Origin of the sequence: Anaerotruncus massiliensis (ex Togo et al. 2026), assembly GCF_030825285.1 — a bacterium.
Lineage (GTDB): Bacteria > Bacillota > Clostridia > Oscillospirales > Ruminococcaceae > Anaerotruncus > Anaerotruncus massiliensis.
The window spans coordinates 24803-45681 of record NZ_JAPJQF010000013.1; the positions used below are offsets into that span (position 1 = coordinate 24803).

At 63.0% G+C, this 20879-nt stretch carries 21 protein-coding genes; 8 read left to right on the top strand and 13 right to left on the bottom strand.

Annotated features, from left to right (window positions below; all coding sequences use genetic code 11):
• Window positions 1–121: 121 nt before the first annotated feature.
• From RCI06_RS06100 to RCI06_RS06125, 6 genes are all read right to left on the bottom strand, one after another.
• Entirely contained in the window at window positions 122–1171 is a 1050-nt protein-coding gene (locus tag RCI06_RS06100; protein WP_306575030.1) for an NAD(P)-dependent alcohol dehydrogenase, read from the bottom strand.
• 48 nt (window positions 1172–1219) lie between these two features.
• Entirely contained in the window at window positions 1220–1969 is a 750-nt protein-coding gene (locus RCI06_RS06105; protein WP_101551678.1) for an ABC transporter ATP-binding protein, read from the bottom strand.
• A gap of 19 nt (window positions 1970–1988) precedes the next feature.
• Window positions 1989–2744, bottom strand: a complete 756-nt coding sequence (locus tag RCI06_RS06110; protein WP_306575033.1) for an ABC transporter ATP-binding protein — start codon at window positions 2742–2744, stop codon at window positions 1989–1991.
• Window positions 2720–3499 carry an ABC transporter permease gene (locus tag RCI06_RS06115; RefSeq protein ID WP_101551680.1) on the bottom strand — a complete coding sequence of 260 codons (780 nt, stop codon included), beginning with the start codon at window positions 3497–3499 and terminating at the stop codon, window positions 2720–2722. Before RCI06_RS06115 ends, RCI06_RS06110 begins: the two co-directional genes overlap by 25 nt.
• Window positions 3499–4284, bottom strand: a complete 786-nt coding sequence (locus tag RCI06_RS06120) for an ABC transporter permease (protein ID WP_101551682.1) — start codon at window positions 4282–4284, stop codon at window positions 3499–3501. Before RCI06_RS06120 ends, RCI06_RS06115 begins: the two co-directional genes overlap by 1 nt.
• Window positions 4285–4372: 88 nt before the next feature.
• Window positions 4373–5512 carry an ABC transporter substrate-binding protein gene (locus RCI06_RS06125; RefSeq protein ID WP_306575037.1) on the bottom strand — a complete coding sequence of 380 codons (1140 nt, stop codon included), beginning with the start codon at window positions 5510–5512 and terminating at the stop codon, window positions 4373–4375.
• Between the two features lie 290 nt (window positions 5513–5802).
• On the opposite strand from RCI06_RS06125, the gene RCI06_RS06130 reads away from it, so the two are divergent.
• The gene (locus RCI06_RS06130) at window positions 5803–6651 is read left to right on the top strand and encodes an SDR family oxidoreductase (RefSeq protein WP_306575039.1); all 849 of its coding nucleotides are present in this window, start codon (window positions 5803–5805) and stop codon (window positions 6649–6651) included.
• Window positions 6652–6722: 71 nt separating this feature from the next.
• Window positions 6723–7931: an ROK family transcriptional regulator gene (locus tag RCI06_RS06135; RefSeq protein ID WP_101551688.1), complete on the top strand. Its 1209-nt coding sequence runs from the start codon at window positions 6723–6725 to the stop codon at window positions 7929–7931.
• A gap of 124 nt (window positions 7932–8055) precedes the next feature.
• Here RCI06_RS06135 and RCI06_RS06140 read toward each other — a convergent pair whose 3' ends face one another.
• The 7 genes from RCI06_RS06140 to RCI06_RS06170 are packed head-to-tail and all read right to left on the bottom strand — an operon-like array spanning window position 8056 to window position 14229.
• Window positions 8056–9123 carry a transaldolase family protein gene (locus tag RCI06_RS06140; RefSeq protein WP_306575042.1) on the bottom strand — a complete coding sequence of 356 codons (1068 nt, stop codon included), beginning with the start codon at window positions 9121–9123 and terminating at the stop codon, window positions 8056–8058.
• Window positions 9124–9154: 31 nt separating this feature from the next.
• Complete coding sequence (locus tag RCI06_RS06145) at window positions 9155–9832, bottom strand: transaldolase family protein (protein WP_276872329.1); 678 nt, start codon at window positions 9830–9832, stop codon at window positions 9155–9157.
• Between the two features lie 12 nt (window positions 9833–9844).
• Complete coding sequence (locus RCI06_RS06150; RefSeq protein WP_101551694.1) at window positions 9845–10321, bottom strand: RpiB/LacA/LacB family sugar-phosphate isomerase; 477 nt, start codon at window positions 10319–10321, stop codon at window positions 9845–9847.
• A gap of 38 nt (window positions 10322–10359) precedes the next feature.
• Window positions 10360–11307 (bottom strand): transketolase family protein, encoded by a 948-nt coding sequence (locus RCI06_RS06155; RefSeq protein ID WP_306575044.1) that lies wholly within the window; start codon window positions 11305–11307, stop codon window positions 10360–10362.
• Window positions 11307–12137 (bottom strand): transketolase, encoded by an 831-nt coding sequence (locus RCI06_RS06160; RefSeq protein WP_306575047.1) that lies wholly within the window; start codon window positions 12135–12137, stop codon window positions 11307–11309. The genes RCI06_RS06155 and RCI06_RS06160 overlap by 1 nt, the downstream gene beginning before the upstream one ends.
• Window positions 12138–12154: 17 nt before the next feature.
• Window positions 12155–13279, bottom strand: coding sequence for an iron-containing alcohol dehydrogenase family protein (locus RCI06_RS06165; RefSeq protein WP_306575051.1), 1125 nt, complete (start codon window positions 13277–13279; stop codon window positions 12155–12157).
• 29 nt (window positions 13280–13308) lie between these two features.
• Window positions 13309–14229, bottom strand: coding sequence for a DMT family transporter (locus RCI06_RS06170; RefSeq protein ID WP_306575055.1), 921 nt, complete (start codon window positions 14227–14229; stop codon window positions 13309–13311).
• A 412-nt stretch (window positions 14230–14641) separates the two neighbouring features.
• Here RCI06_RS06170 and RCI06_RS06175 point away from each other — a divergent pair, with 412 nt between their 5' ends.
• The 6 genes from RCI06_RS06175 (at window position 14642) to RCI06_RS06200 (ending at window position 20862) form a co-directional block, all read left to right on the top strand.
• Window positions 14642–15385 (top strand): N-acetylmuramoyl-L-alanine amidase, encoded by a 744-nt coding sequence (locus RCI06_RS06175; protein ID WP_276872337.1) that lies wholly within the window; start codon window positions 14642–14644, stop codon window positions 15383–15385.
• Window positions 15386–15397: 12 nt separating this feature from the next.
• Complete coding sequence (locus RCI06_RS06180; RefSeq protein ID WP_306575058.1) at window positions 15398–16051, top strand: superoxide dismutase; 654 nt, start codon at window positions 15398–15400, stop codon at window positions 16049–16051.
• A gap of 392 nt (window positions 16052–16443) precedes the next feature.
• The gene (locus tag RCI06_RS06185; RefSeq protein WP_288233865.1) at window positions 16444–17964 is read left to right on the top strand and encodes a sodium:solute symporter; all 1521 of its coding nucleotides are present in this window, start codon (window positions 16444–16446) and stop codon (window positions 17962–17964) included.
• A gap of 184 nt (window positions 17965–18148) precedes the next feature.
• Window positions 18149–18529 carry a transcriptional repressor gene (locus tag RCI06_RS06190; RefSeq protein ID WP_276872341.1) on the top strand — a complete coding sequence of 127 codons (381 nt, stop codon included), beginning with the start codon at window positions 18149–18151 and terminating at the stop codon, window positions 18527–18529.
• 29 nt (window positions 18530–18558) lie between these two features.
• Window positions 18559–19098 carry a rubrerythrin gene (rbr, locus tag RCI06_RS06195; protein ID WP_101551708.1) on the top strand — a complete coding sequence of 180 codons (540 nt, stop codon included), beginning with the start codon at window positions 18559–18561 and terminating at the stop codon, window positions 19096–19098.
• A gap of 210 nt (window positions 19099–19308) precedes the next feature.
• Window positions 19309–20862, top strand: a complete 1554-nt coding sequence (locus tag RCI06_RS06200; RefSeq protein ID WP_306575061.1) for a DUF1538 domain-containing protein — start codon at window positions 19309–19311, stop codon at window positions 20860–20862.
• Window positions 20863–20879 lie beyond the last annotated feature (17 nt).

Genomic DNA, 20879 nt, shown 5'->3' on the forward strand with positions numbered 1-20879 from the left:
GGGGGTTGTTTTTTGTTTAAATCCCACCGCCCCATGTTTGGGGGGTGGGCCACCGGCGGGGGGGGGGGGCAACCTGCCCCGCCTCCGCGGCCTTTTGTAGGGTCCTTCTCTCTTCATGCGGTCATTCGGACACCCTGATCAGCGTCTTGATGACCTCCTGCGCGTTGTTCGCGGTATACCGGAACGCGGCGTCGCTCTCCCCGAAGGGGAACTCGCGCGGCCGGATTCCCGAAAGGTCGATCTTTCCGCTCGCGACCGCCTCGATCAGCATCGGATAGAGGTTGCGGTAGCGGAAGACGGGGCGGATGTCCACCTCCTTGCGGGAAATCTCCAAAAAGCTGTAGGGCACGTCGGCGGTGATGTTGCCCACCAGCGTGATGACGCCGCCCCGCCTGACGTATTTCCACGTGTCGACCATCGTGTGGGGGCTGCCCGCCGTCTCGAACACGACGTCGCAGCCCGCGCCGCCCGTCAGCTCCATCACGGCCGCCTCCAGATCCTGCTCCCTGGGGTTGACGACGACGTCCGCGCCGAACGCCTTCGCGCTCTCCAGACGGCTTTCGATGAGGTCGGAGACGACGATGCGGGTCGCGCCCAGCGCCTTGCAGGCGAGCAGGGTCATGATCCCGATGGTGCCCGAGCCGAGGATGCAGACGCTCTGCCCCATCGTGACGCCGCCGCGTTTGGCGGCGTGCATCCCGACGGCGAGCGGCTCGAGCATCGCGCCCTCCTGCATGGTCATCGAGTCGGGGAGCCGGAAGCACAGGTCGGCCGGATGGGCGAGGTAGTTTTGCAGCGCGCCGTCGAAGGGCGGCGCGGCCATGAAGCGCACGTCGGGGCAGAGGTTGTAGAGCCCCTCGCGGCAGAGCTCGCACCTGCCGCAGGGGACGCCCGGCTCGAGCGCGACGCGGTCGCCGACCTTGAGGGTCGTGACCCCCTCGCCCAGCTCGGCGACGTAGCCGGAGCACTCGTGCCCCAGGATGAACGGGAAGGGCGCGACCTTCTTGCCGATGCTCCCGTGGGTGTAAAAATGCATATCCGAGCCGCAGATGCCGCAGTACTCCGTTTTGACGACGACCTCGCCCGGGCCGGCCTTCGGCATCGGGGCGTCCGCCATCTCGATCTTCTGGATCGCGGTCAGCCGCGCGACGCGGTTCTGAATCTGTTCCATGCTCATAAATCCCCCTTTTCGGCGATCGGTACCGTCTTCAAACGGAGATCACCACCATTTGATCTGCGAGGTGACGTATTCGCGCAGGCGGACAAACTCCGGCGAGGCGATGTCGCGCGGGCGCGGCAGGTCGATCTTCAGCTCCTCCTTCACCGTCGTGGGCTTCTGGGAGAGGATGAGGCACTTGTTGGAGAGGTAGACCGCCTCCTCGACGTTGTGGGTGATGAAGATGACCGTCGAGCCGGTGGCCTGCCACAGCTTGATGACCTCGTCCTCGAGGTAGTAGCGCATCTTGATGTCCATCTGGCCGTAGGGCTCATCCATCAGCAGCAGGTCGGGGTGCATCGCGAAGCTGCGCCCGATGACGATGCGCTGCACCGTCGAGGCGGACAGCTCGTGCGGGTAGGAGTTGCGCACCTTGTCCAGGCCGAGCAGGCCGAGGATCTCCTCGGTGCGCTCCCGGATGAGTTGCTCGGGATATTTTTTCAGCTCCAGCCCGTAGCGGATGTTCTTTTCGACCGTCAGCCAGGGCAGGTGCGAGGGGTTCTGGAAGACGAAGCTGAGGTTGTGCTTTTTGGGGTCCGCCGGTTCCCCGTCCACGAGGATCTCCCCCTCGGTGAGGGAGAAGAGCCGGACGAGGCATTTCAAAAAGGTCGTTTTCCCACAGCCGGTGGGGCCGACGATGCAGACGAAGTCGCCCTTCTGGATATCGAAGGAGACGTTGTCGAGCACCTTCAGGTCGCCGAAGCACTTTGTGAGGTTTCTGACCCGGACTTTCACGTTGTCGTTTTCGCTCATCTGTTCTGCCTCCTCCCGCTTACAGCACCAGGTCCGTGTTGGCAACGATCTCGTTGCGCAATTTCAGGAACGCCGGATCGGTATAGTTCCTCGGCCTGGGCAGGTCGGGCACATATTCCTTCTTCACGCCGGTGGGGTGCCCGCCCAGCAGGATGATGCGGTCGCCGAGGTAGATGGCCTCCTCCACGTTGTTGGTGACGAAGATGACCGTGCGGCGGTCCTTCTCCCAGATGCGCAGGATCTCATCCTCCATCGAGTAGCGCGTCTGCGCGTCGAGCGCGCCGAACGGCTCGTCGAGCAGCATGATGTCCGATTCGCTGGCGTACGCCCGGGCGATGCCCACGCGCTGCTGCATGCCGCCCGAAAGCTGCTTGGGCAGGGAGTTTTCAAACCCCTGCAGCCCGACGAGCTCGATGTATTTCTGCGCGGCCGCCTGCCGCTCCGCCTTGGATTTGCCCTTGAACTTCTGGTTGATCTCCACGTTCCCCATGACCGTTTTCCAGGGGAAGAGGGCGTACCGCTGGAAGACCACCCCCAGGTCGCCCATCGGCGGGCGGCCGTTCACGAAGGTGATTTCCCCCCCGGTGGGGACGTCCAGCCCCGCCAGGATGTTCAGGAGCACCGTCTTGCCGCACTGGCCGGGGCCGAGCAGGACGAGGAACTCGTTCTCCTTGACGGTGATGTTGATGTCCTTGAGCACCTCTTTGGTCTCGCTCTTCAGGTAGAAGGTCTTTGCGAGGTCCTTGATGATTATTGTGTCTTTGAGAACTGCCACGGGCAAAGCACTCCTTCCATTTTCGTCAGGAACAGCGAGAGCAGCGCGCTCACGATGCCGATTGCCAACATGCACACCACGATGAGGGCGGTGTCGCCGATCTCCTGCCCGCGGACGATCAGGAAGCCGACGCCCTGCCGGGCCGCGATCATCTCGGCGGCCACCACGCACATCCAGCCGCTTGAAAGCGCCGTCCGGATGCCCGCGAGGATCGCGGGGATGGTCGCGGGCATGGCCACGTCGACGAGCAGCTGGCGCCTGTTCGCGCCGAGCACCTTGCCGGCGCTGATGAGCAGCGGGTCGATCGCCCGGATGCCCGCGCTGGTGTTCAGCACGATCGAGGTGAAGGCCCCGATGAAGACGATGACGATCTTGGCCGTTTCGCCGATGCCGAACCAGATGATGATCATCGGGATCCACGCGATCGGCGGGATCGGGCGGATCATCTCAAAGAGCGGGCCGAAGAAGGCGTTGAACTTTTCGCTCCAGCCGAGCCCCACGCCGAGCGCGATGCCGATGACCACCGCGAAGAGGAAGGCGATGAGCACCCGCCGCAGGCTGACCCAGATATGTACCGGGAGGGTCGCTTTGGAGATGGGGTTTTGCATAATGTCGATAAACCGCGAGAAGGTCGCCGTCGGGGTGGGAAGCATCGTCCCTTCCGCGTGGGAGAGGACGACCCACACGACCACGAAGAGCGCCAGGGAGGAGACCGAAAGCAGCCCGTAAAGGAGCTTTTTCACTTTATCGTTCATCACTTATACCTCCAGGGAGCGACTTTCTTCTCAAACAGGCTCAGCACCCAGCCCATCAGCGCGCCCACCAGGCCGATCGTCAGCATGCCGACGATGATGATGTCCGGACGGATCAGGTTGCGGCCGATCTGGATCATGTAGCCCAGCCCCTTGGTGGACGCCAGCATCTCCGCGGCCACCAGCGTGGACCAGGAGGCCGCCAGCGAGACGCGCACGCCGGTGAAGACCATGTTCATCGAAGAGGGAATGCAGATCGTCCGGAAGATCTGCCACCGGCTCGCCCCGAAGGTCTGCGCCACGTCGATGAGGGTGGGGTCGGTCAGCTTGATGCCCAGGTAGGAGTTGACCACGCAGGGAACGAACGCCGAGATGAAGATGATGAATACCTTCGCCTTGAAGCCGATGCCCAGCGTGAGGATGACGATCGGGATCCACGCGATCGGCGGGATCGGGCGGACCACCTCGAACAGCGGGGTGAAGAAGGAATCCATGCCCTTGTAGTAGCCCATGAAGAGCCCCAGCGGAATGCCGATCACCACCGCCAGCACGAATCCCGCGAGGGAGAGCTTGATGCTGGAGAAGAAGTGAGCGAAGAGCGTGGCTCCGTCCGGCTTGGTGTTGGTCAGCTTGTAAAGGAAGGTTTGGACCGCTGTCGACGGTGCGCAGAGGTTCCGCTCGGAGATGACGCCCACGTGGACAAGCAGCTCCCAGGTGCCGAAAAAGAGCACCAGCCCCAAAATGCTCAGGAGAATCAGATTTCGCTTTTTGTTTTTTGCTTTGTCCATATACTCACCCAATCCAACAAATCGTTTGTGTCGTTCTCATTGGAAGAGGGGGCTCGCGCCCCCTCTTCCCGACGGCCGGCGTTACGGATCAGTTCAGGGTTTTGCCGTAACGGGCGGCCAGTTCCTCGATGAAGCTGCTGTCGACGAAGCCGTTGTCGATCAGCTTCTGCTTGTCGGCCTCCTCGATCGTGCCGGTGTAGACGAAGAAGTCCATCAGGTTCTCCATCGCGATGTCCGCCTTGCGGCTGCCGACCTCGCCCTTGTACCACTCGATCTCGTCGTCCAGCGTCTGGAGCGGGCGCTTCTCGGCGCATTTATAGGAGGTCTCGTAGTCCTGCTCGACGCCGTTTTCAATGCCGATGTCCATCAGGGCCTGCGCGTAGGCGTCGAGGTCCTTCGCGTACTTTTCGGACTCCTGGAAGTAGATGTCGAGGTATTCGAGGATCTCGTCGTGCTTTTCGGCCATCGCCTTTTCGGAGGCCACGATGACGGTGGGCATCGCCTCGCCGGTCGCCTCGCCGGAGGAGATGCAGGTCCAGCCTTCCTTCTCCGCGTCAAAGCCCTGCGGGTCCCACAGGCAGACGATGTCCGCCTCGCCCGCCTTGAAGGCGGTAAAGCCCTGCGCGACGCCCATGTCGATGATGTTGACGTCCTCGGTGGTGAGCCCCATCGTCTTGAGGGTTGCGATCAGCGTGAAGTGCGCGGAGGTGGAGGTCGGGCAGAGGATCGTCTTGCCCCTCCAGGTGTCGGCGTTGCCCTTGATGTCCGGGTAGCCGTCAACCTCGCCGGAGACCTGCGCCACGTCGCTGTCCGGACGCGCCCAGATGGTGACCGCCTTGTCGTCGGGCGAGCCGAAGCCGATGACGTGCACGCCGTAGGCCACGCCGCCGGTGATGGACGGCGGGGAACCCATGGTGCCGACGTCCCACTCGTCCGCGCCGAGCGCCTCGTTCTGCGCGGCGCCGCCGGTGAACATGATCATTTCAAAGCCCATGCCGGCCTGCTCGTAGAGGCCGTCCTGCTCCGCCAGCCAGGCGGGGAGGGTGTGGCTGTAGGGCTGTCCGCTCGCCGTGATCTTCGTGAGCGCCGCACCCTGGCTCTCGCCGCCGCTTGCGGCCGTGCTGTTCGTTTCCGGGGCGCTGGGGGTGTTGCTGGAGCCGCAGCCCGCAACGGAGAGAACCATCGCGGCCGCCAGAACGGCCGTAATCAGCTTTTTCAGGTTTTTCATAAGTATCCTCCCTTTTTTGAATTATACGATTATTTCATTTGCATCCTGCAAAAGGAATCCGGATTTGGGGCGCCAAAAGCAATTAATTAATATGATTAATATTTATGTATTTATTATATTCGCCGTTTGTTTTGCCGTCAATTGACAATTCTTTTAATAATTCCATTTCTTTATTAGATAATCTGCTTATTTTTTGCCTTTTTATCTTGCATTTATATCGGTAGTAGGATATAATTCTCATAGTATTAATTAGTTATGTTTATTATTGGTGTGGAAAAGAGGTAGCCAGCATGCCAGCACCCATGACCTTCCCCGCCGGCCTGTCCGGAAAAACAGCCGTTGTGACAGGCGCCGGCGGGGTCATGTGCAGCCACTTTTCGCGCGTCCTCGCCCGGGCGGGCGTGAGGGTCGCACTGCTCGACATTGACGGGCGGGCCGCCGAGGAAGCCGCCCGCGCCATCCGCGCGGACGGATATGAGGCGCGGGCCTACCGCGCCGACATGCTCGACCGGGAAAGCCTCGAGGAGGTCCACCGCCGGGTCCTCGACGACCTTGGGCCCTGCGACCTTCTCATCAACGGCGCGGGGGGCAACAACCCCAGAGGCAACACCGACGACGAATTCTTCTCCCGCGCGGCGGAGGGCGTCCGGGATTTTTACCGTCTCGACCTTGACGGCTTCAAATTCGTCTTCGATTTGAATTTTATTGGCACCCTCCTTCCCACCCAGGTCTTTTCCGCGGACATGCCGGGCCGCCCGGGCTGCTCGATCCTGAACGTCTCCTCTATGAACGCGTATAGGCCGCTGACCAAGCTGCCCGCCTACAGCGCCGCGAAGGCCGCCGTCTCCAACTTCACCGAGTGGCTCGCCACCTATTTTGCGAAGGAGGGCATCCGTGTGAACGCCCTCGCGCCCGGCTTCTTCATCACCAACCAGAACCGGCCCAACCTGCTGGACGCGGAGGGCGGCTTTACCGACCGCGCGCGCAAAATCCTCGCGGGCACCCCGATGGGGCGGTTCGGCGAGATCGACGAGCTCTCCGGGGCGCTCCTTTTCCTGCTCTCCCCGCAGGCGGCGTCCTTCATCACCGGCGTGGTTTTGCCGGTTGACGGTGGATTTAACGCCTACTGTGGAGTATAATGCTTTTGAGGGGAACTCCGCGGGCGCGCGCCCGCGACCACCATTACTGTACCGAAACGAGTTGAAGGGCTATGTTACCAACCGGCGTCAACATGACCAACGTCAAGCAGATCAACCGATCCGCGGTGCTGCAGCTTTTGCTGCGCAACGGGGGGATGTCCCGCACCGACCTCGCGGAGGAACTGAACCTGACCACTGCGACGCTGACGTCCATCTGCAACGATTTCATCCAGAAGGGCCTGCTGATCCAGTCGGACGGCGGCAAATCCCAGAGTCCCGGCCGCAAGAAATGCCCCCTGGACATCAACGGCACCTATAAATACGCCATCGCGGTGAGCCTGCACTACAACGGGCACATCATCGCGATCACCGACCTGCGCGGGCAGGCGGTCGCCTGGACCTCCTTCTCGGTCGAGGCCCCCTACGACGCGGAGCATTTTTTCAAAAAGCTCGCCGACGCCTGCATCCGCCTGCTGTGGGAAAACAACATCCCCTGCGAACGGGTACTCGGGGCGTGCGTCTGCATCGTCGGCTCGGTCGACCAGGAGGCGGGGGTCAGCCTCAACCCCTTCAGCATCTTCGGGGAGGGGCAGGTCCCCATCCGGCAGCTTCTGGAAAAGGAACTGCCCTTCCCCATCTGCGTGGAGAACAACGTCTGCGCCTTCCTCAACGCCGAAATCCTGCTCGGCTGCGCGACCGATTCCAACGTCATCGCGCTCAAATGGGGCCCCGGCGTCGGGTCGGCCTCCTCGATCGGCGGCGTGATCTGCAAGGACCACACCTTCCACTCCTCCGAGATCGGGCACACCTACTTTTACCGAAACGACGGCCGCACCTGCAAATGCGGGCGCAGGGGCTGCCTCGAGACGGGCGTGAACCTCTCCCGCATCGAGGAGAAGATCCTCGAGCTGCTGCCCGGCGAGCCCGCGCTCCAGCAGGTGCGGGAGGCGCACGGCGCGCCGCACGTCACGAACATCATCTCCTACCTCTCCGCCGACTGCCCCGCCCTGCGCGGCTTCTTCGAGGCCTGCGTGCACGATCTGGCCATCGGCGTGAACAACGCGATTCAGGTCTTCTCCCCCGACCGGGTCATCCTCTACGGCGTGCTCTTCGAGGTGCCCGGCGCGGCCGACCGCTTCATCGACGAGGTCGTGCGGCTCAATCCCTTCATCGGGCGGGAGCTCTTCCAGCGCAGCGCCCTCTCCTGGAAGACCGACTACATCGGCCCCGCCGCGACCGCCATCAAGACCTACCTGATCGACACGGGCGGCGAGGCGTAGCCTCCCACCCCCAAAAAACGGATCAAACCGCCCCGGCCTTACGGCCGGGGCGGTTTTTCGCATCAGGAAGGGCGGCGCCGGCAAACCTGCCGGCGCCGCCCGGAGGGCCCTGTCATGACGGGGATCAGATCATGTAGCCGCGCACGAGGCAGACCAGATCGTCGTATCCGGCGAGGAAGGTCTTGATCGTGTCGTGAAAGCCGCCGTAGCGGACGAACTCCTCCGGCTTCATGCCGTCCTCGTCGTAGGACTTGCGGAACTCGCCGAGCTTTTCGAGGGCGGCGAGGTACTCCGCGGGGACCGGCTCGCCGATGCGGTCCTCCACGGGCATGTCGCAGCCGCCGTTGAGGCGCTGCTGCCACTTGTAGTTGATCGTCTGGCAGAGGTCGCCGCCCACCAGCTCGGACCAGTGGTAGACGTTGCGGTTGGCGGCGCTCAGCAGCCGGGTGGTGTAGCCGCGCTCCTTGTAGATGGCGTACGCCTTCTTGATGACGGCGACGCCCGCCCACTCGAGCGCCTCGGGGATGACGGTGACGCCCTCGGCGGCGGTCGCGGCCTTCATCCAGTCGTCGGTGCGGCCGATCATGATGGTGCAGACGGGCGCCATCTCATCGCAGGGCAGGCCCTCGGCCTTCCGGCGCGCGAGGCCGCGCTCGACGGCCTCCGCCACGGCGACCGCCTGCGCCACGGTGAAGCTCACCGTCGCGTTGATCGACACGCCGCGGTAGGTGGCCTCCTCCATCGCCTCGACGCCGGCGGCGGAGGCGGGCAGCTTGACCTGCATATTTCTGCCGAGCGTGTTGAGCATGACGGCCTGCTCGACCATCTTGTCCTTGCTGCGGTAGTATTTCGCGTTCACCTGGATCGAGAGGCGGCCCTTCCTGCCCTTGAATTTTTCAAAGACGGGCAGCAGCTTTTTGCTGCGCTCCCGGCCCACCTCGTAGAGGAGCAGCCAGGTGATCTCGTCCTCGGTGGCCGAGGGGTTCTCCGCGATCAGCCGGCGGATGCGGGGCTCCCAGTAGGGGAGCTCCTTCTTGACCACCGCGCCCACGATGATCGGGTTGCTCGTCGCACCCACGATGCCGCGCGCGAGGCCGTAGTCCAGCTCCTCCTCCCCGCAGGAGTCCATCCAGATGTCAGTGTCGGGGAAGCGGACCGCCGTCTCGTGCAGCACGCCTTTATAGTCGCTCATATCGTTTCCTCCTGTCAATGGATGTGTGTCCTTATTCCTTCACGGTGCTGTCCCACGCGTCGCGGAAGACGCCGAGGCCGTAGGAGGTGAAGGGATGCTCGAAGGAGTCCTTGTAGACCTGCAGCCCGCAGGTGACGATGTCCGCGCCCGCGCAGGCGTAGTCGACGATCTGCTTGCCGCTGCGCACGGCGGCGACAATGATCTCGGTCCTGTAGTCGTAGTTGCGGTAAATCTTCACGATCCTGGAGATGTATTCGAGCGCGTCCTCGCCGTTATTCTCCTTCCAGCCCACAAAGGGGGAGACGAACTTCGCGCCCAGCTTGGCCGCCTGGATCGCCTGGGAGGGGCTGAACACGAGGGTCACGTTGGTGCGCACGCCCTGCTCCTCGAGCTTTTTGGCGGCGATGACCCCCTGCTCGCAGCAGGGGATTTTGATGGCGTAGTTCTTCGAGTAGGAGGCGACCTCCTTGGCGGCCGCCACGATCTCCTCCCACTGGTCGAGGTGGGGATTGATCTCGAAGGAGACGGGGAAATCCGTCCCCTCCAGGCCGGTCTCCCGCAGCCACGCCGCGATGTCCCGCACGCACTGCATGAACGGCTTGCCGCTCAGCTTGATGTGCTTGGGGTTGGTGGTCACGCCGTCGATGCAGTAGTGCTCGTAGGCGAATTTGATCTCGTCGAGTTTTGCGCTGTCCAAAAAGTATTTCATGCCGCTCTCTCCTTATTTGTAAATGGTTTCTTCCAGATTCGCCACCTTGACGCGCGCGTTTTTGAGGAAGTCCCTGCGCCACTCCTCGAGGTTGTCGGTGAAGCCGGTGTCGAGGAATTTGTCCACCATGGCCACGCCCAGTTCGGGCGCGACGATCCAGCCGCCCATCGTCATGACGTTGGCGTCGTTGATCGCCCGGCATTTCTCCGCCGCGTAGACGCTCTCGCACGCCACGGCGTAGACGCCCCGGTATTTGTTGGCCACCACGGCCATGCCCGCGCCCGTCCCGCAGATCAGGATGCCGCGCGAAAATTCGCCCGACTGGACCCGCTCGGCGACGACCGGCGCCACCTCGAAATAGGGGATGCCCGCTTCGAGCGATAAGGTGCCGCAGTCCTCCACCTCGACGCCCCGTTCAAGCAGGTGGGCCTTGACCGCCTCCTTGAGGGAAAAGCCCGATTTGTCCGAACCGATGATGATCTTTTGCACGATAACTCCTCCTTCGCGCGGGGCCTTCCCCGCGCCGTTTATCCCTTTTTCGCCGCGACGGCGGATCTGGCTGCCGCCGCGATGTCTTTCGCCGTGAGGCCGTACTTCTCCTTGAGAAACTCGGTGAGCCCTACCTCGCCGAAGTGGTCCCGCACCCCGACCCGGCGCAGCGGCACGGGGCGGTTCTCCGACAGGCACTCGGCGACCGCGCCGCCCAGGCCGTTTAAAATCGAGTGGTTCTCCGCGCTCACGACCGCGCCCGTCTTTCCGGCGCTGGCGATCAGCAGCGCCTCGTCGAACGGCTTGACGGTGTGGAAGTTGAGCACCTCCGCGTCGATGCCGTCCGCCCTTAGAAGCTCCGCGGCGTCGAGCGCCTCGGCGGTCATGATGCCGCTGGCCGCGATGGTGACGTCGCGGCCCTCGCGCAGGACGATCCCCTTGCCGAGGGTGCAGGCGCAGCCCTCCTCGAAAATTTTCACCGCGTTGCGGCGCAGGAGGCGGATGTAGACCGGCCCCGCGCACTCCACGATCTGCGGGAAGGCGGCGCGCAGCTGGGCGCTGTCGGTCGGCTCGAAGATCGTCATGCCGGGGATGTTGCGCATGATCGCCACATCCTCCATGCTCATGTGGGTGCCGCCGTTGAGCTCGGCGGTCACGCCCGGGTCGCTACCCATGATCTTGACGCCGAGCCCCGCGTAGGCCACCGACAGCGTCACCTGGTCGCACACCCGGCGGGTGGAGAAGGGGGTGAAGGTGTGGGTGAAGGGGATCTTCCCCATCGCCGCCATGCCGGCGGCCGTTCCGATCATGCCCGCCTCGGCGATTCCCACGTTGATCGTCCGCTCGGGGAACCGCTCTTTGAAGCGGCCGGTGCCGGCCGCCTTGCTCAAATCGGCCTCCAGGATGACGACGCGCTCGTCCCGTTCGGCCGCCGCGATGAGCTCATCCACATAGGTCTCCCTCAGCCATCTGTTTTCCAGTTCCATCATGCGTCCTCCTCGTCCAGCAGCGCCACCGCTTTTTGCCACATTTCCCCGGTGATGTTCATGTTGTGGGAGGCGACCTGGTTCTCGCAGAAATAGCCGCCCTTGCCCTTGACGGTGTCCAGAAGGATCATCGACGGGCGGTCGGTGATCTTCTGCGCGTTGTCGATCGCGTGGGAGATGGCCGCGACGTCGTGGCCGTCCACCGACTGCACATGCCAGCCGAACGCCTCCCACTTTTTGTCGAGCGGGTAGAGGCCGTTGACCTCTTCGATGTACCCGTCAAGCTGCATCTTGTTGTAGTCGGTGAAGGCGATCAGGTTGCCGAGCCTGCGGCTGCCCGCCAGCATGGCGGCCTCCCAGACCTGCCCCTCCTGGCTCTCCCCGTCGCCGATGATCGTATAGACGCGGACGGGGCTGCGGTCCAGCTTTCCCGCCACCGCCATGCCCACGGCGGCCGAGAACCCCTGCCCGAGGCTGCCCGTCGTCATATCGACGCCCGGCGTGCGGTTCATATCGCAGTGGCTCGGGAGGTTGGTGTTCGGACGGTTGAGGGTGTCCAGCCAGTCGAGCCCAAAATAGCCCCTGAGCGCCAGCGTCGCGTAGAGCGCCGGGCCGCCGTGCCCCTTGGAGAGGACGAAGCGGTCGCGGTCGGGCTTCTTCGGGTCCGCCGGGTCGATGTTCATCACGTCGAAATAGAGCACCGCGAGGACCTCGGGCAGCGAAAGGCTGCCCCCGATGTGGCCCACGCCGAGCTTCCCGATCGACGTCAGCGTGTATTTGCGGATTTCATGCGCCTTTTCCCGCAGCATGGCGGCTTTTTTCTCATTCAAGGCTTCCGGCCCCTTTCTTATAGGATCGAGCGCAGCAGCGCTTCGACGGTCTCCTGGTTCATTTCCGCCGGCGTGAGCTGTATGATCGCCGCCGTCAGCCCGACTTCGGCGATGTGCGGGATGTCCGCCTCCCGCACGCCCAGCTCCCGAAGCCGCACCGGCATCTTCATGCTCCGCATCAGCGCCTCCACCCCGTCCGCGAGCGCGTCCGCGTCCGCGTAGCCGAGGTACCCGGCGAGCACCTGCAGCTTTTCGGCCGCGCCCTGCTTCGCCGCCCGGATGAAGGCCGGGAGGGTGATCGAGCAGGCCGCGCCGTGGCTGGCGTGGAACTCGGTGGTCAGCGGGAAGCTGACCGCGTGGATGCCCGTCGTCCGGGTCTGGCTGAACGCCACGCCCGCCACCAGCGCCGCCGTGATCATCGCGCCGCGCGCCGCGGTGTCGTCCGGATGGTCGTAGGCGGCCTTGATGTTCTCGAGAATCGTCTTGAGCGCGCCCATCGCCAGAAAGTCGCACATCGGCTGGCTCTCCTTGTTCCAGTAGGCCTCGATCGCATGGCAGAAGGCGTCCATGCCGGTGGAGGCGGTCACCGCCGGAGGCAGCGAATAGGTCATCTCCGGGTCGATGAGCGCCTCGTCCGCCCAAAACTCGTCGGTGACGAAGGGCATCTTGACCCCCGCGCGCGGGTTGGTGTAGACGCCGACGTTGGTGACCTCGCTGCCGGTGCCCGCGGTGGTCGGGATGAGGATCAGCTTCACCGCGCGGGGACCGAACCGTTTGGTGCCGCCCGCGTAGTAGTCGTAGATGCTGCCGCCGTTGGTCACGAGGCAGGCCACGACCTTCGCCACGTCCATCGCGCTGCCGCCGCCCACGCCGATGACCGTCTCGGCGCGCGCGGCGCGCGCGGCCTCGGCGCACGCGTCCACGCTCACGGTGGAGGGGTTGGGCTCGATGCCGCTGAAGTAGGAAACGGTCTTGCCCTCGAGCGCGCCGCCGAGCTTTTCGGCAACGCCGCTTTGGTAGAGAAAGGGATCGCAGACGATCATGACCCTCTCCCCCCGGATCCGCCCGGTCATGTTATGCGCGATGCCGACGCCGTAGTGCACGGCGACCGGCATGTGGAAGCGGAAATTCTTTGTGTTCATAGTCAACGCCCTCCTGGTCTTGATATGGTTTACATGGAGGCGGCCAGATGCCCCTCCTCCTTCTTACGCTGTTCAAACAGGACGCCCATCGCGCCGGCCAGCACCACCGCGACGCCCAAAAGCTGCTTCCCCGTGAGGGTCTCGCCGAAGAGCAGGAAGCTGATGACGGTCGAGACGATCGGCATGAAGAGCAGAAACACCTTGACGAGCCAGACGGGGAAACGCGCGAGGTCGTAGTAGTAGACGATGTAGACGCCCGTCTGCCCGAGCCCCGCGACGACGAGCCCGAGGGTGATCCCGGGGTCGGTCCCGAAGAGGCGGAGCTGCCCGATCGTGCCCATCATGCAGGCGGTGACGGTGAAGAGGATCATCGTCACAAAGTTGTTGTAGTAGGCGATCACATCGTTGGAGACGGGATTTTTCCCGCTGCGCTGCACGCTCTTGATGAGGAACGCGTTGATCGAGACGAAGAGCGCGCTCAGGATGAAGAAGATGTCCCCCTTTCCGCCGAGGGAGGCGTGCAGAAAGTCGAAATCCATCACGAGCAGCACGCCAAAGAGCATCACAAAGGTGTCGATCCACTCCCGGCCGGTGAACTTCTGCTTATAGATGATGACGCTGATGAGGTTGACGAAGAGGATGTCCGTCTTGAGCAGGGCGGTGCCCGCGCCCGCCGGAGAGAGGGAGAGGCCGACGAACGCCGTGAGGTCGAGCAGGAAGCCCATCAGCCCGATCAGCAGCAGCCGGGCGAACACGCCCTTCACCCTCAAAAGGGAGGGCAGCTCCCGCTTCCAGAGCATGACGGCGGTCAGCAGCACCATCGTCAGCAGGCGGATGACGATCCCGACCGTAAAGACGGACATCCGCTCCACCGACTTGTGGCTGGCCACATAATAGATCCCCCAGATGAGCGCCAGCAGAAGCAGCGGCGCCGCCTGTTTTGGTTTCATCGCGATTCCCCCCATCCGCCTCCCCGTCATCGCGCCGCGGAACCGGGCCGCGGACGATGGAGGACGCTCCAGAATTATTTAATTAATCAATTTAATAATATCTATTTTTATTATACCGATTTCCGCCCCTGTGTAAAGTGGTTTTCTGCCATATTTTCGTATTTTTGTCTGTATAACACAAATCAAACATGCTGTTTTGGCGTTTTTGCCTATGTTTTTCCAAGCTTTTCTATTAGTTAATCATTTTTTTTAAAGCCCTTTACCCTCCTCCCATTTTTTTGCCGGCAGGCTGACAGCGGCCCGGCCGCCGCGCGCGTTTTTTCCCGCCGGACGGCGCCGGCACCTTTTTTCCCCGCCGGGCATAGTCTGAAACAGGAAAAAAGGCACCAAAACCACCGACAGGAGGAATTCTATGCCCATCATCTATCTGAGCCCGTCCACGCAGGACTGGAATCACTTTGTCAACGGCGGCACCGAGGAATACTATATGAACCTCATCGCGGACGCGATGGAGCCCTACCTGCTCTCCTCCGGCATCCGCTGGGTGCGCAACACCCCCGACATGACCGCTGCGTCGTCGATCGCGCAATCCAACCACGGCAACTACGACCTGCACCTCGCGCTGCACTCCAACGCCGCGCCCGAGGGGGAGGCCGGGCTGCGTCAGGGCTCGGAGGTCTACTACTATCCGACGAGCGCCGCCGGGAAGCGGGCGGCCGACATCATCGCGGAGAACCTCAAGGAGATTTACCCCTACCCCTGGCTGGTCAAGACGGTCCCGACCACCCGGCTCGGCGAGGTCGCCAAGACGCGCGCGCCCGGCGTGCTGATCGAATTCGCCTACCACGACAACCTCGAGGACGCCGAATGGATCAAGGCCAACATCGCCGAGATCGCCGCCAACGTCGCCTATTCGCTGACCGATTACTTCGGCATTCCCTTCGTCCTGCCGCAGGCGCCGCGCCGGGGCACCGTCGTCGTCCGGTCGGGCTGGCTCAACATCCGCCAGTTCCCCTCCACCGAATCACAGTCGATCGCACGCGCCTGGAACGGCGATCCCATCATCATCAACGGTCAGTGGAACAACTGGTACGTCGTCAACTTCCGGGGCACGGTCGGTTACGCCGATTCCCGCTACATCCGCATCCCGCGCTGACGGAGGGGAAGCATGAACGAACAGTATCCGTTTGAACTCGCCCCGCTCCCCTACGCCTACGACGCGCTTGAACCGTACATCGACACCCGCACCGTGACGGTCCACCACGACCGCCACCAGGCGGGCTATGTCAAAAAGCTCAACGAAGCCCTCCGGGAGTTCCCAGAATTCCACGGCTGGTCCCTCGAGCAGCTCATCCTCGGCTGCGACCGGCTTCCCGAGCGGATCCGCACCGACGTGCTGCGCAACGCGGGCGGCGTCTGGTCGCACGAGTTTTATTTCGACTGCATGACCCCGAAGCCCGCCTCCGCCTGTCCCTGCGGCGCGCTCGCCAAGGCGGTGGACGCCGCCTTCGGCTCCTGCGAGCGGCTGCGCGACGTGATGACCCAGTCGGCGCTTACCCGGTTCGGCGCGGGCTGGGCGTGGCTCGCCTGCGACGGGGACGGGCGGCTGCGCGTCCTCTCCACCGGGAACCAGGACACCCCTCTGCCCCTCGGGCTGCGGCCGGTCCTCTGCGTCGACGTGTGGGAGCACGCCTACTACCTCAAATACCTCAACCTGCGGGCCGATTATCTCGAAGCCTGGTGGAAGCTCGTCGACTGGCAGTTCGCCGGGGAAAATTACGAGGCCTGCGGATGTGGAAAAATTTCCGTCGAAAACACTTGACTTTAGCGATTTTGCCTGCTAAAATAGAACTCAGCATTTCACATCAACGCGCCAATGCGTTGATGCGCGAAAGGCAGCGACCGGAGACAAGTAGGTCCTTCCGATCCCCCACAGAAAGCGGCCGGATGATGAGAGGCGCGGGGAGGGACGGCACCGAATACCCTCCGCGAGCCGCGCACCGAACGGGAAACCCAGTAGGCTGCGCCGGGAGCGCCCGTTAACGCGCGGGGTGGCCGGGAAGCCGGGCACCCGCAGAGGCGCCGCCCGCGAGGCCGGCGCAAACCGAGGTGGTAACACGGGAACACGTCCCGTCCTCCGGAAGTTCCGGAGGACGGGATTTTTTGTTCCTTTGGGACCGCGGAAGACGGGACGGCAATGAGGAGGACATCGTTATGTTTGAGAAAATCCTGATGATCGCGCTGTTTTTTGCCGTCACGGTCGGCATCGGCGTCTACTGCCGCCGCCACGCGGGCAACGTCGGCGACTTCGTGCTCGGCGGGCGCAACGTGGGGCCGTGGGTCACCGCGTTCGCCTACGGCACCTCCTACTTTTCGTCGGTGGTGTTCGTCGGCTACGCGGGGCAGTTCGGCTGGAATTTCGGCGTCGCCTCCACCTGGATCGGCATCGGCAACGCCCTCATCGGCAGCCTGCTCGCCTGGGTGGTGCTCGGGCGGCGCACCCGCGTCATGACTAAGCACTTCGAGTCGGCCACCATGCCCGATTTCTTCGCCAAGCGGTACTGCTGCCCCGCCCTGCGCACCGTCGCGTCGGTCATCATCTTCGTCTTCCTCGTGCCTTACTCCGCCTCGGTCTACAAGGGCCTGTCCGGCCTCTTCTCGATGGCGTTCGGCATCGACTTCACCTGGTGTGTGCTCGGCATCGCCCTGCTCACCGGCATCTATGTCGTGGTCGGCGGCTATATGGCCGCCGCGCTCAACGACCTCGTACAGGGGATCATCATGCTCGGCGGCATCTGCCTCGTCGTCGTCTTCATCCTGAACGGCCAGGGCGGCTTCTCCTCCGCCTTCACCCGGCTCTCCGCCATCCCGAGCGAGACGGCCCCCGCCTTAAACGGCGCGTTCGTCTCCTTCTTCGGGCCCGACCCGCTCGCCCTGCTCGGCGTCGTCATCCTGACGAGCCTCGGCACGATGGGCCTGCCCCAGATGGTCCACAAGTTCTACACGATCAAGAACGAGAAATCGATCCACGCCGGAACGATCATCTCCACCCTCTTCGCGCTCGTCATCGCGGGGGGCAGCTACTTCATGGGCGCGTTCGGGCGGCTCTACTACACCGTTCCCGAGGGGGGCAAGCCGGTCTTCGACAACATTGTCCCCCAGATGCTCGCCTCCTCCCTGCCCGACCTGCTGATCGGCGTCGTCATGATCCTCGTCCTCTCCGCGTCGATGTCGACCCTCTCCTCCCTCGTCATCACCTCCTCCTCCACCTTCACCCTCGATTTCCTCAAGGGCGTCTTCATGAAGGACATGACCCACAAGGTCCAGCTCCGCTGGATCCGGCTGCTCTGCATCTTCTTCGTCGCGCTGTCGGTCGTGCTCGCCCTCAACCCCAACAACCTCATCACCTCCCTCATGTCCCTCTCGTGGGGCGCGCTGGCGGGCGCCTTCCTCGGGCCCTTCATCCTCGGGCTCTTCTGGCGGGGCGCGACCACCGCGAGCGTGTGGGTGAGCTTCGCGGTCGGCATCGGCATCTGCGTGTGGAACTTCTTCTTCCCCTTCACCGCGCCGACCTCGGCGGGCGCGATCGCGATCGTCGCCTCCCTCGTCATCACCCCGCTCGTCAGCCTCGTCACCCCCAAGCTGTCGCAGCCGCACCTCGACGTGACCTTCTCCTGCTACGACGAAAAGGTCGCCGCCCCGCACAAGTTCGTGCTCAACCCGATTTCCGAATAGAACGCGAAAGCCCCCTCCCGCCGCTGCGGGAGGGGGCTTTCCTCCCTCTTCGCGGGAGGGGCGGGCCGCTTTCTTTTTTCCCCGAAATTTTGTAAGATGGGGTTGACAAAATCGACCGGCGCGGCTATAATAATATTCAGTAATCATTATCATTATTAAAAATAACCGGTAAGGATTGGAGCCTATGAAATATTCCAGACAGCGGGAGCTTATCCGCCAGGCTGTGATGGAGCACCCCGTGCACCCGACGGCGGACGCCGTCTACGCGATGGTGCGCGAGCGGGAGCCGAACATCAGCCTCGGCACCGTCTACCGCAACCTCAACCAGCTTGCCCAGCAGGGGGAGCTCCTCAAGATCTGCCTGCCCGGCGCGTCCGACCGCTTTGACGCGCGCACCGACGCGCACCACCACCTGCTCTGCGACCGCTGCGGCCGGCTCTACGACATCGAGCTCGGCGACCTGGGCGGCCTCGAGGCCCGCATCCGCGGCATCACCGACTTTACCGTGACCGGCTATCAGGTCTACATCACGGGGATCTGCCAAAACTGTGCCGAAAAGCACTGACAAATAAATTCAAGAAAGAGGTATGTGACATGAAAGATCTGAAGGGCACCAAGACCGAAGCCAACCTTGCCGCGGCGTTTGCGGGCGAAAGCCAGGCGCGCAACAAGTACACCTACTACGCCTCCAAAGCAAAGAAAGAGGGCTTTGTCCAGATTTCCAACCTGTTCTTAGAGACCGCCGCCAACGAGAAGGAGCACGCCGAGATCTGGTTCAAGCTGCTCCATGACGGCATCCCCGACACGGCCGCCTGCCTGAAGGACGCCGCCGCGGGCGAGAACTACGAGTGGACCGACATGTACGCCACCTTCGCCAAGGAAGCCAAGGAAGAGGGCTTCGACAAGATCGCATTCCTCTTTGAGTCGGTCGCCAAGATCGAGAAGGAGCATGAGGAGCGTTACCTCGCCCTGCTCAAGAACGTCGACACCAAGCAGGTGTTCGAGAAGACCGGCATCGTCATCTGGCAGTGCTCCAACTGCGGCCACATCCATGTGGGCGAGAAGGCCCCGCTGGTCTGCCCGGTCTGCGACCATCCGCAGGCGTACTTCCAGCTCCAGTGCAAGAACTACTGATTTTGTTTCCTCCCCAATTTTGAATACGCCTTCCAAATTTTCCGCCCGGTCTTCGATCGGGCGGCTTTTTTATTTTCATTTTATTTGCCGGAAGCATTTTCATCCGCCAAAGAGATATGTTATAATAAACCATAAAAAAAATTATGGGCGCCGCCATCCGGTCCCGGATGCCGCCGGCCGTGTTGCTACCAGCGACAGAAAGGGGATTATGTGGGTAAAACGAAGCTCCCTCTGCTGAAACAGAACCGAACGATTCTTTCCGAGAAGCTGAAAGAATCCCTCTCCTCCGTCCTGCCGGTGACGGGGATCGTCTTCCTGCTCTGCTTTTCCATCTCCCCCGTTCCCAACAGCCTGCTGATGGGCTTTGTGCTCGGGGCGCTTCTGCTGATTTTGGGGATGGGGCTCTTCACCCTGGGCACCGACCTGGCCATGACCCCGATCGGCAGCCACGTGGGGTCCGCCGTCACCAAGTCGCGCAGGGTGTGGCTGATCATCCTTGTGAGCCTGCTCGTGGGCATCTTCATCACCATGTCCGAGCCCGACCTCCAGGTGCTGGCCGAGCAGGTCCCGGGCATCCCCAATATGGTCCTGATCGTCGCCGTGGCGATCGGGGTGGGCGTTTTTCTGGTCGTCGCCATGCTGCGTATGCTGCTGCGCGTCAAGCTCTCCCACCTGCTGATCGGGATCTACGTCTTCGTTTTCCTGCTCGCGCGGTTCGTGCCGCAGGAGTTCCTTTCGGTGGCCTTCGATTCCGGCGGCGTCACCACCGGCCCGATGACGGTGCCGTTCATCATGGCGCTCGGGCTGGGCGTCACGGCCATCCGCAGCGACAGCAACGCCGAGAACGACAGCTTCGGGCTCGTCGCCCTCTGCTCCGTCGGCCCCATCCTGGCGGTACTGCTCCTCGGCATCGTCTACGGCGCAGGGACGGGCGAATACGTCCCGGTGGTGATCCCCGAGCTGACCGACTCCAGAGAGCTCTCCCAGCTCTTTCTGTCCTCCCTGCCCAAATACATCGAGGAGGTCGCCCTCGCCCTCTGCCCGATCCTCGTCTTTTTCCTCCTCTTCCAGATCGCGGCCCTCCGCCTCAAGAAGGGGGAGCTGATCAAGATCGGGGTGGGCCTCGGCTACACCTATGTCGGGCTGGTGCTCTTTTTGACCGGCGTCAACATCGGTTTCATGCCCGTCGGCAACTACATCGGCCAGATCATCGGCGGCATGGCGCAGAACTGGATCATCGTGCCGATCGGCGTGGTCATCGGCTATTTCATCGTGGCGGCCGAGCCGGCCGTCCACGTCCTGAACAGGCAGGTCCTTACGATCACCGCAGGCGCCATCCCGCAGAAGGCCCTGTCCACCAGCCTTTCGATCGGCGTCGCGATCTCGGTGGGGCTCGCCATGCTGCGCATCGTGACGGGGCTTCCCATCATGTACCTGCTGGTTCCCGGCTACCTGATCGCCGGGATCCTCACCTTCTTCTCTCCCCCGCTCTTTACCGCCATCGCCTTCGACTCGGGCGGCGTGGCCTCCGGTCCCATGACCGCCACCTTCCTGCTTCCCCTCGCGATGGGGACTTGCAGCGGCGTGGGCGGCAACGTGGTCGTGGACGCCTTCGGCGTCGTGGCCATGGTGGCGATGACCCCGTTGATCACCATCCAGTTGCTGGGCGTTTACTACAAGTACAAATCCAGGGGCGCCGGGGAGGCTGAAGAACCCGCGGAGGACCCCGTGGTCCTGAACGACGACGATATCATCACGTTTTAAAAAAGGGGAGCAGTATG

Excerpts from the sequence above, each read along its gene's own strand:
- RCI06_RS06100 (WP_306575030.1), bottom strand. The coding sequence starts at position 1,171 with ATGGAACAGATTCAGAACCGCGTCGCGCGGCTGACCGCGATCCAGAAG.
- RCI06_RS06105 (WP_101551678.1), bottom strand. The coding sequence starts at position 1,969 with ATGAGCGAAAACGACAACGTGAAAGTCCGGGTCAGAAACCTCACAAAG.
- RCI06_RS06115 (WP_101551680.1), bottom strand. The coding sequence starts at position 3,499 with ATGAACGATAAAGTGAAAAAGCTCCTTTACGGGCTGCTTTCGGTCTCC.
- RCI06_RS06120 (WP_101551682.1), bottom strand. The coding sequence starts at position 4,284 with ATGGACAAAGCAAAAAACAAAAAGCGAAATCTGATTCTCCTGAGCATT.
- RCI06_RS06125 (WP_306575037.1), bottom strand. The coding sequence starts at position 5,512 with ATGAAAAACCTGAAAAAGCTGATTACGGCCGTTCTGGCGGCCGCGATG.
- RCI06_RS06130 (WP_306575039.1), top strand. The coding sequence starts at position 5,803 with ATGCCAGCACCCATGACCTTCCCCGCCGGCCTGTCCGGAAAAACAGCC.
- RCI06_RS06135 (WP_101551688.1), top strand. The coding sequence starts at position 6,723 with ATGTTACCAACCGGCGTCAACATGACCAACGTCAAGCAGATCAACCGA.
- RCI06_RS06140 (WP_306575042.1), bottom strand. The coding sequence starts at position 9,123 with ATGAGCGACTATAAAGGCGTGCTGCACGAGACGGCGGTCCGCTTCCCC.
- RCI06_RS06145 (WP_276872329.1), bottom strand. The coding sequence starts at position 9,832 with ATGAAATACTTTTTGGACAGCGCAAAACTCGACGAGATCAAATTCGCC.
- RCI06_RS06155 (WP_306575044.1), bottom strand. The coding sequence starts at position 11,307 with ATGGAACTGGAAAACAGATGGCTGAGGGAGACCTATGTGGATGAGCTC.
- RCI06_RS06165 (WP_306575051.1), bottom strand. The coding sequence starts at position 13,279 with ATGAACACAAAGAATTTCCGCTTCCACATGCCGGTCGCCGTGCACTAC.
- RCI06_RS06170 (WP_306575055.1), bottom strand. The coding sequence starts at position 14,229 with ATGAAACCAAAACAGGCGGCGCCGCTGCTTCTGCTGGCGCTCATCTGG.
- RCI06_RS06175 (WP_276872337.1), top strand. The coding sequence starts at position 14,642 with ATGCCCATCATCTATCTGAGCCCGTCCACGCAGGACTGGAATCACTTT.
- RCI06_RS06180 (WP_306575058.1), top strand. The coding sequence starts at position 15,398 with ATGAACGAACAGTATCCGTTTGAACTCGCCCCGCTCCCCTACGCCTAC.
- RCI06_RS06185 (WP_288233865.1), top strand. The coding sequence starts at position 16,444 with ATGTTTGAGAAAATCCTGATGATCGCGCTGTTTTTTGCCGTCACGGTC.
- RCI06_RS06190 (WP_276872341.1), top strand. The coding sequence starts at position 18,149 with ATGAAATATTCCAGACAGCGGGAGCTTATCCGCCAGGCTGTGATGGAG.
- rbr (WP_101551708.1), top strand. The coding sequence starts at position 18,559 with ATGAAAGATCTGAAGGGCACCAAGACCGAAGCCAACCTTGCCGCGGCG.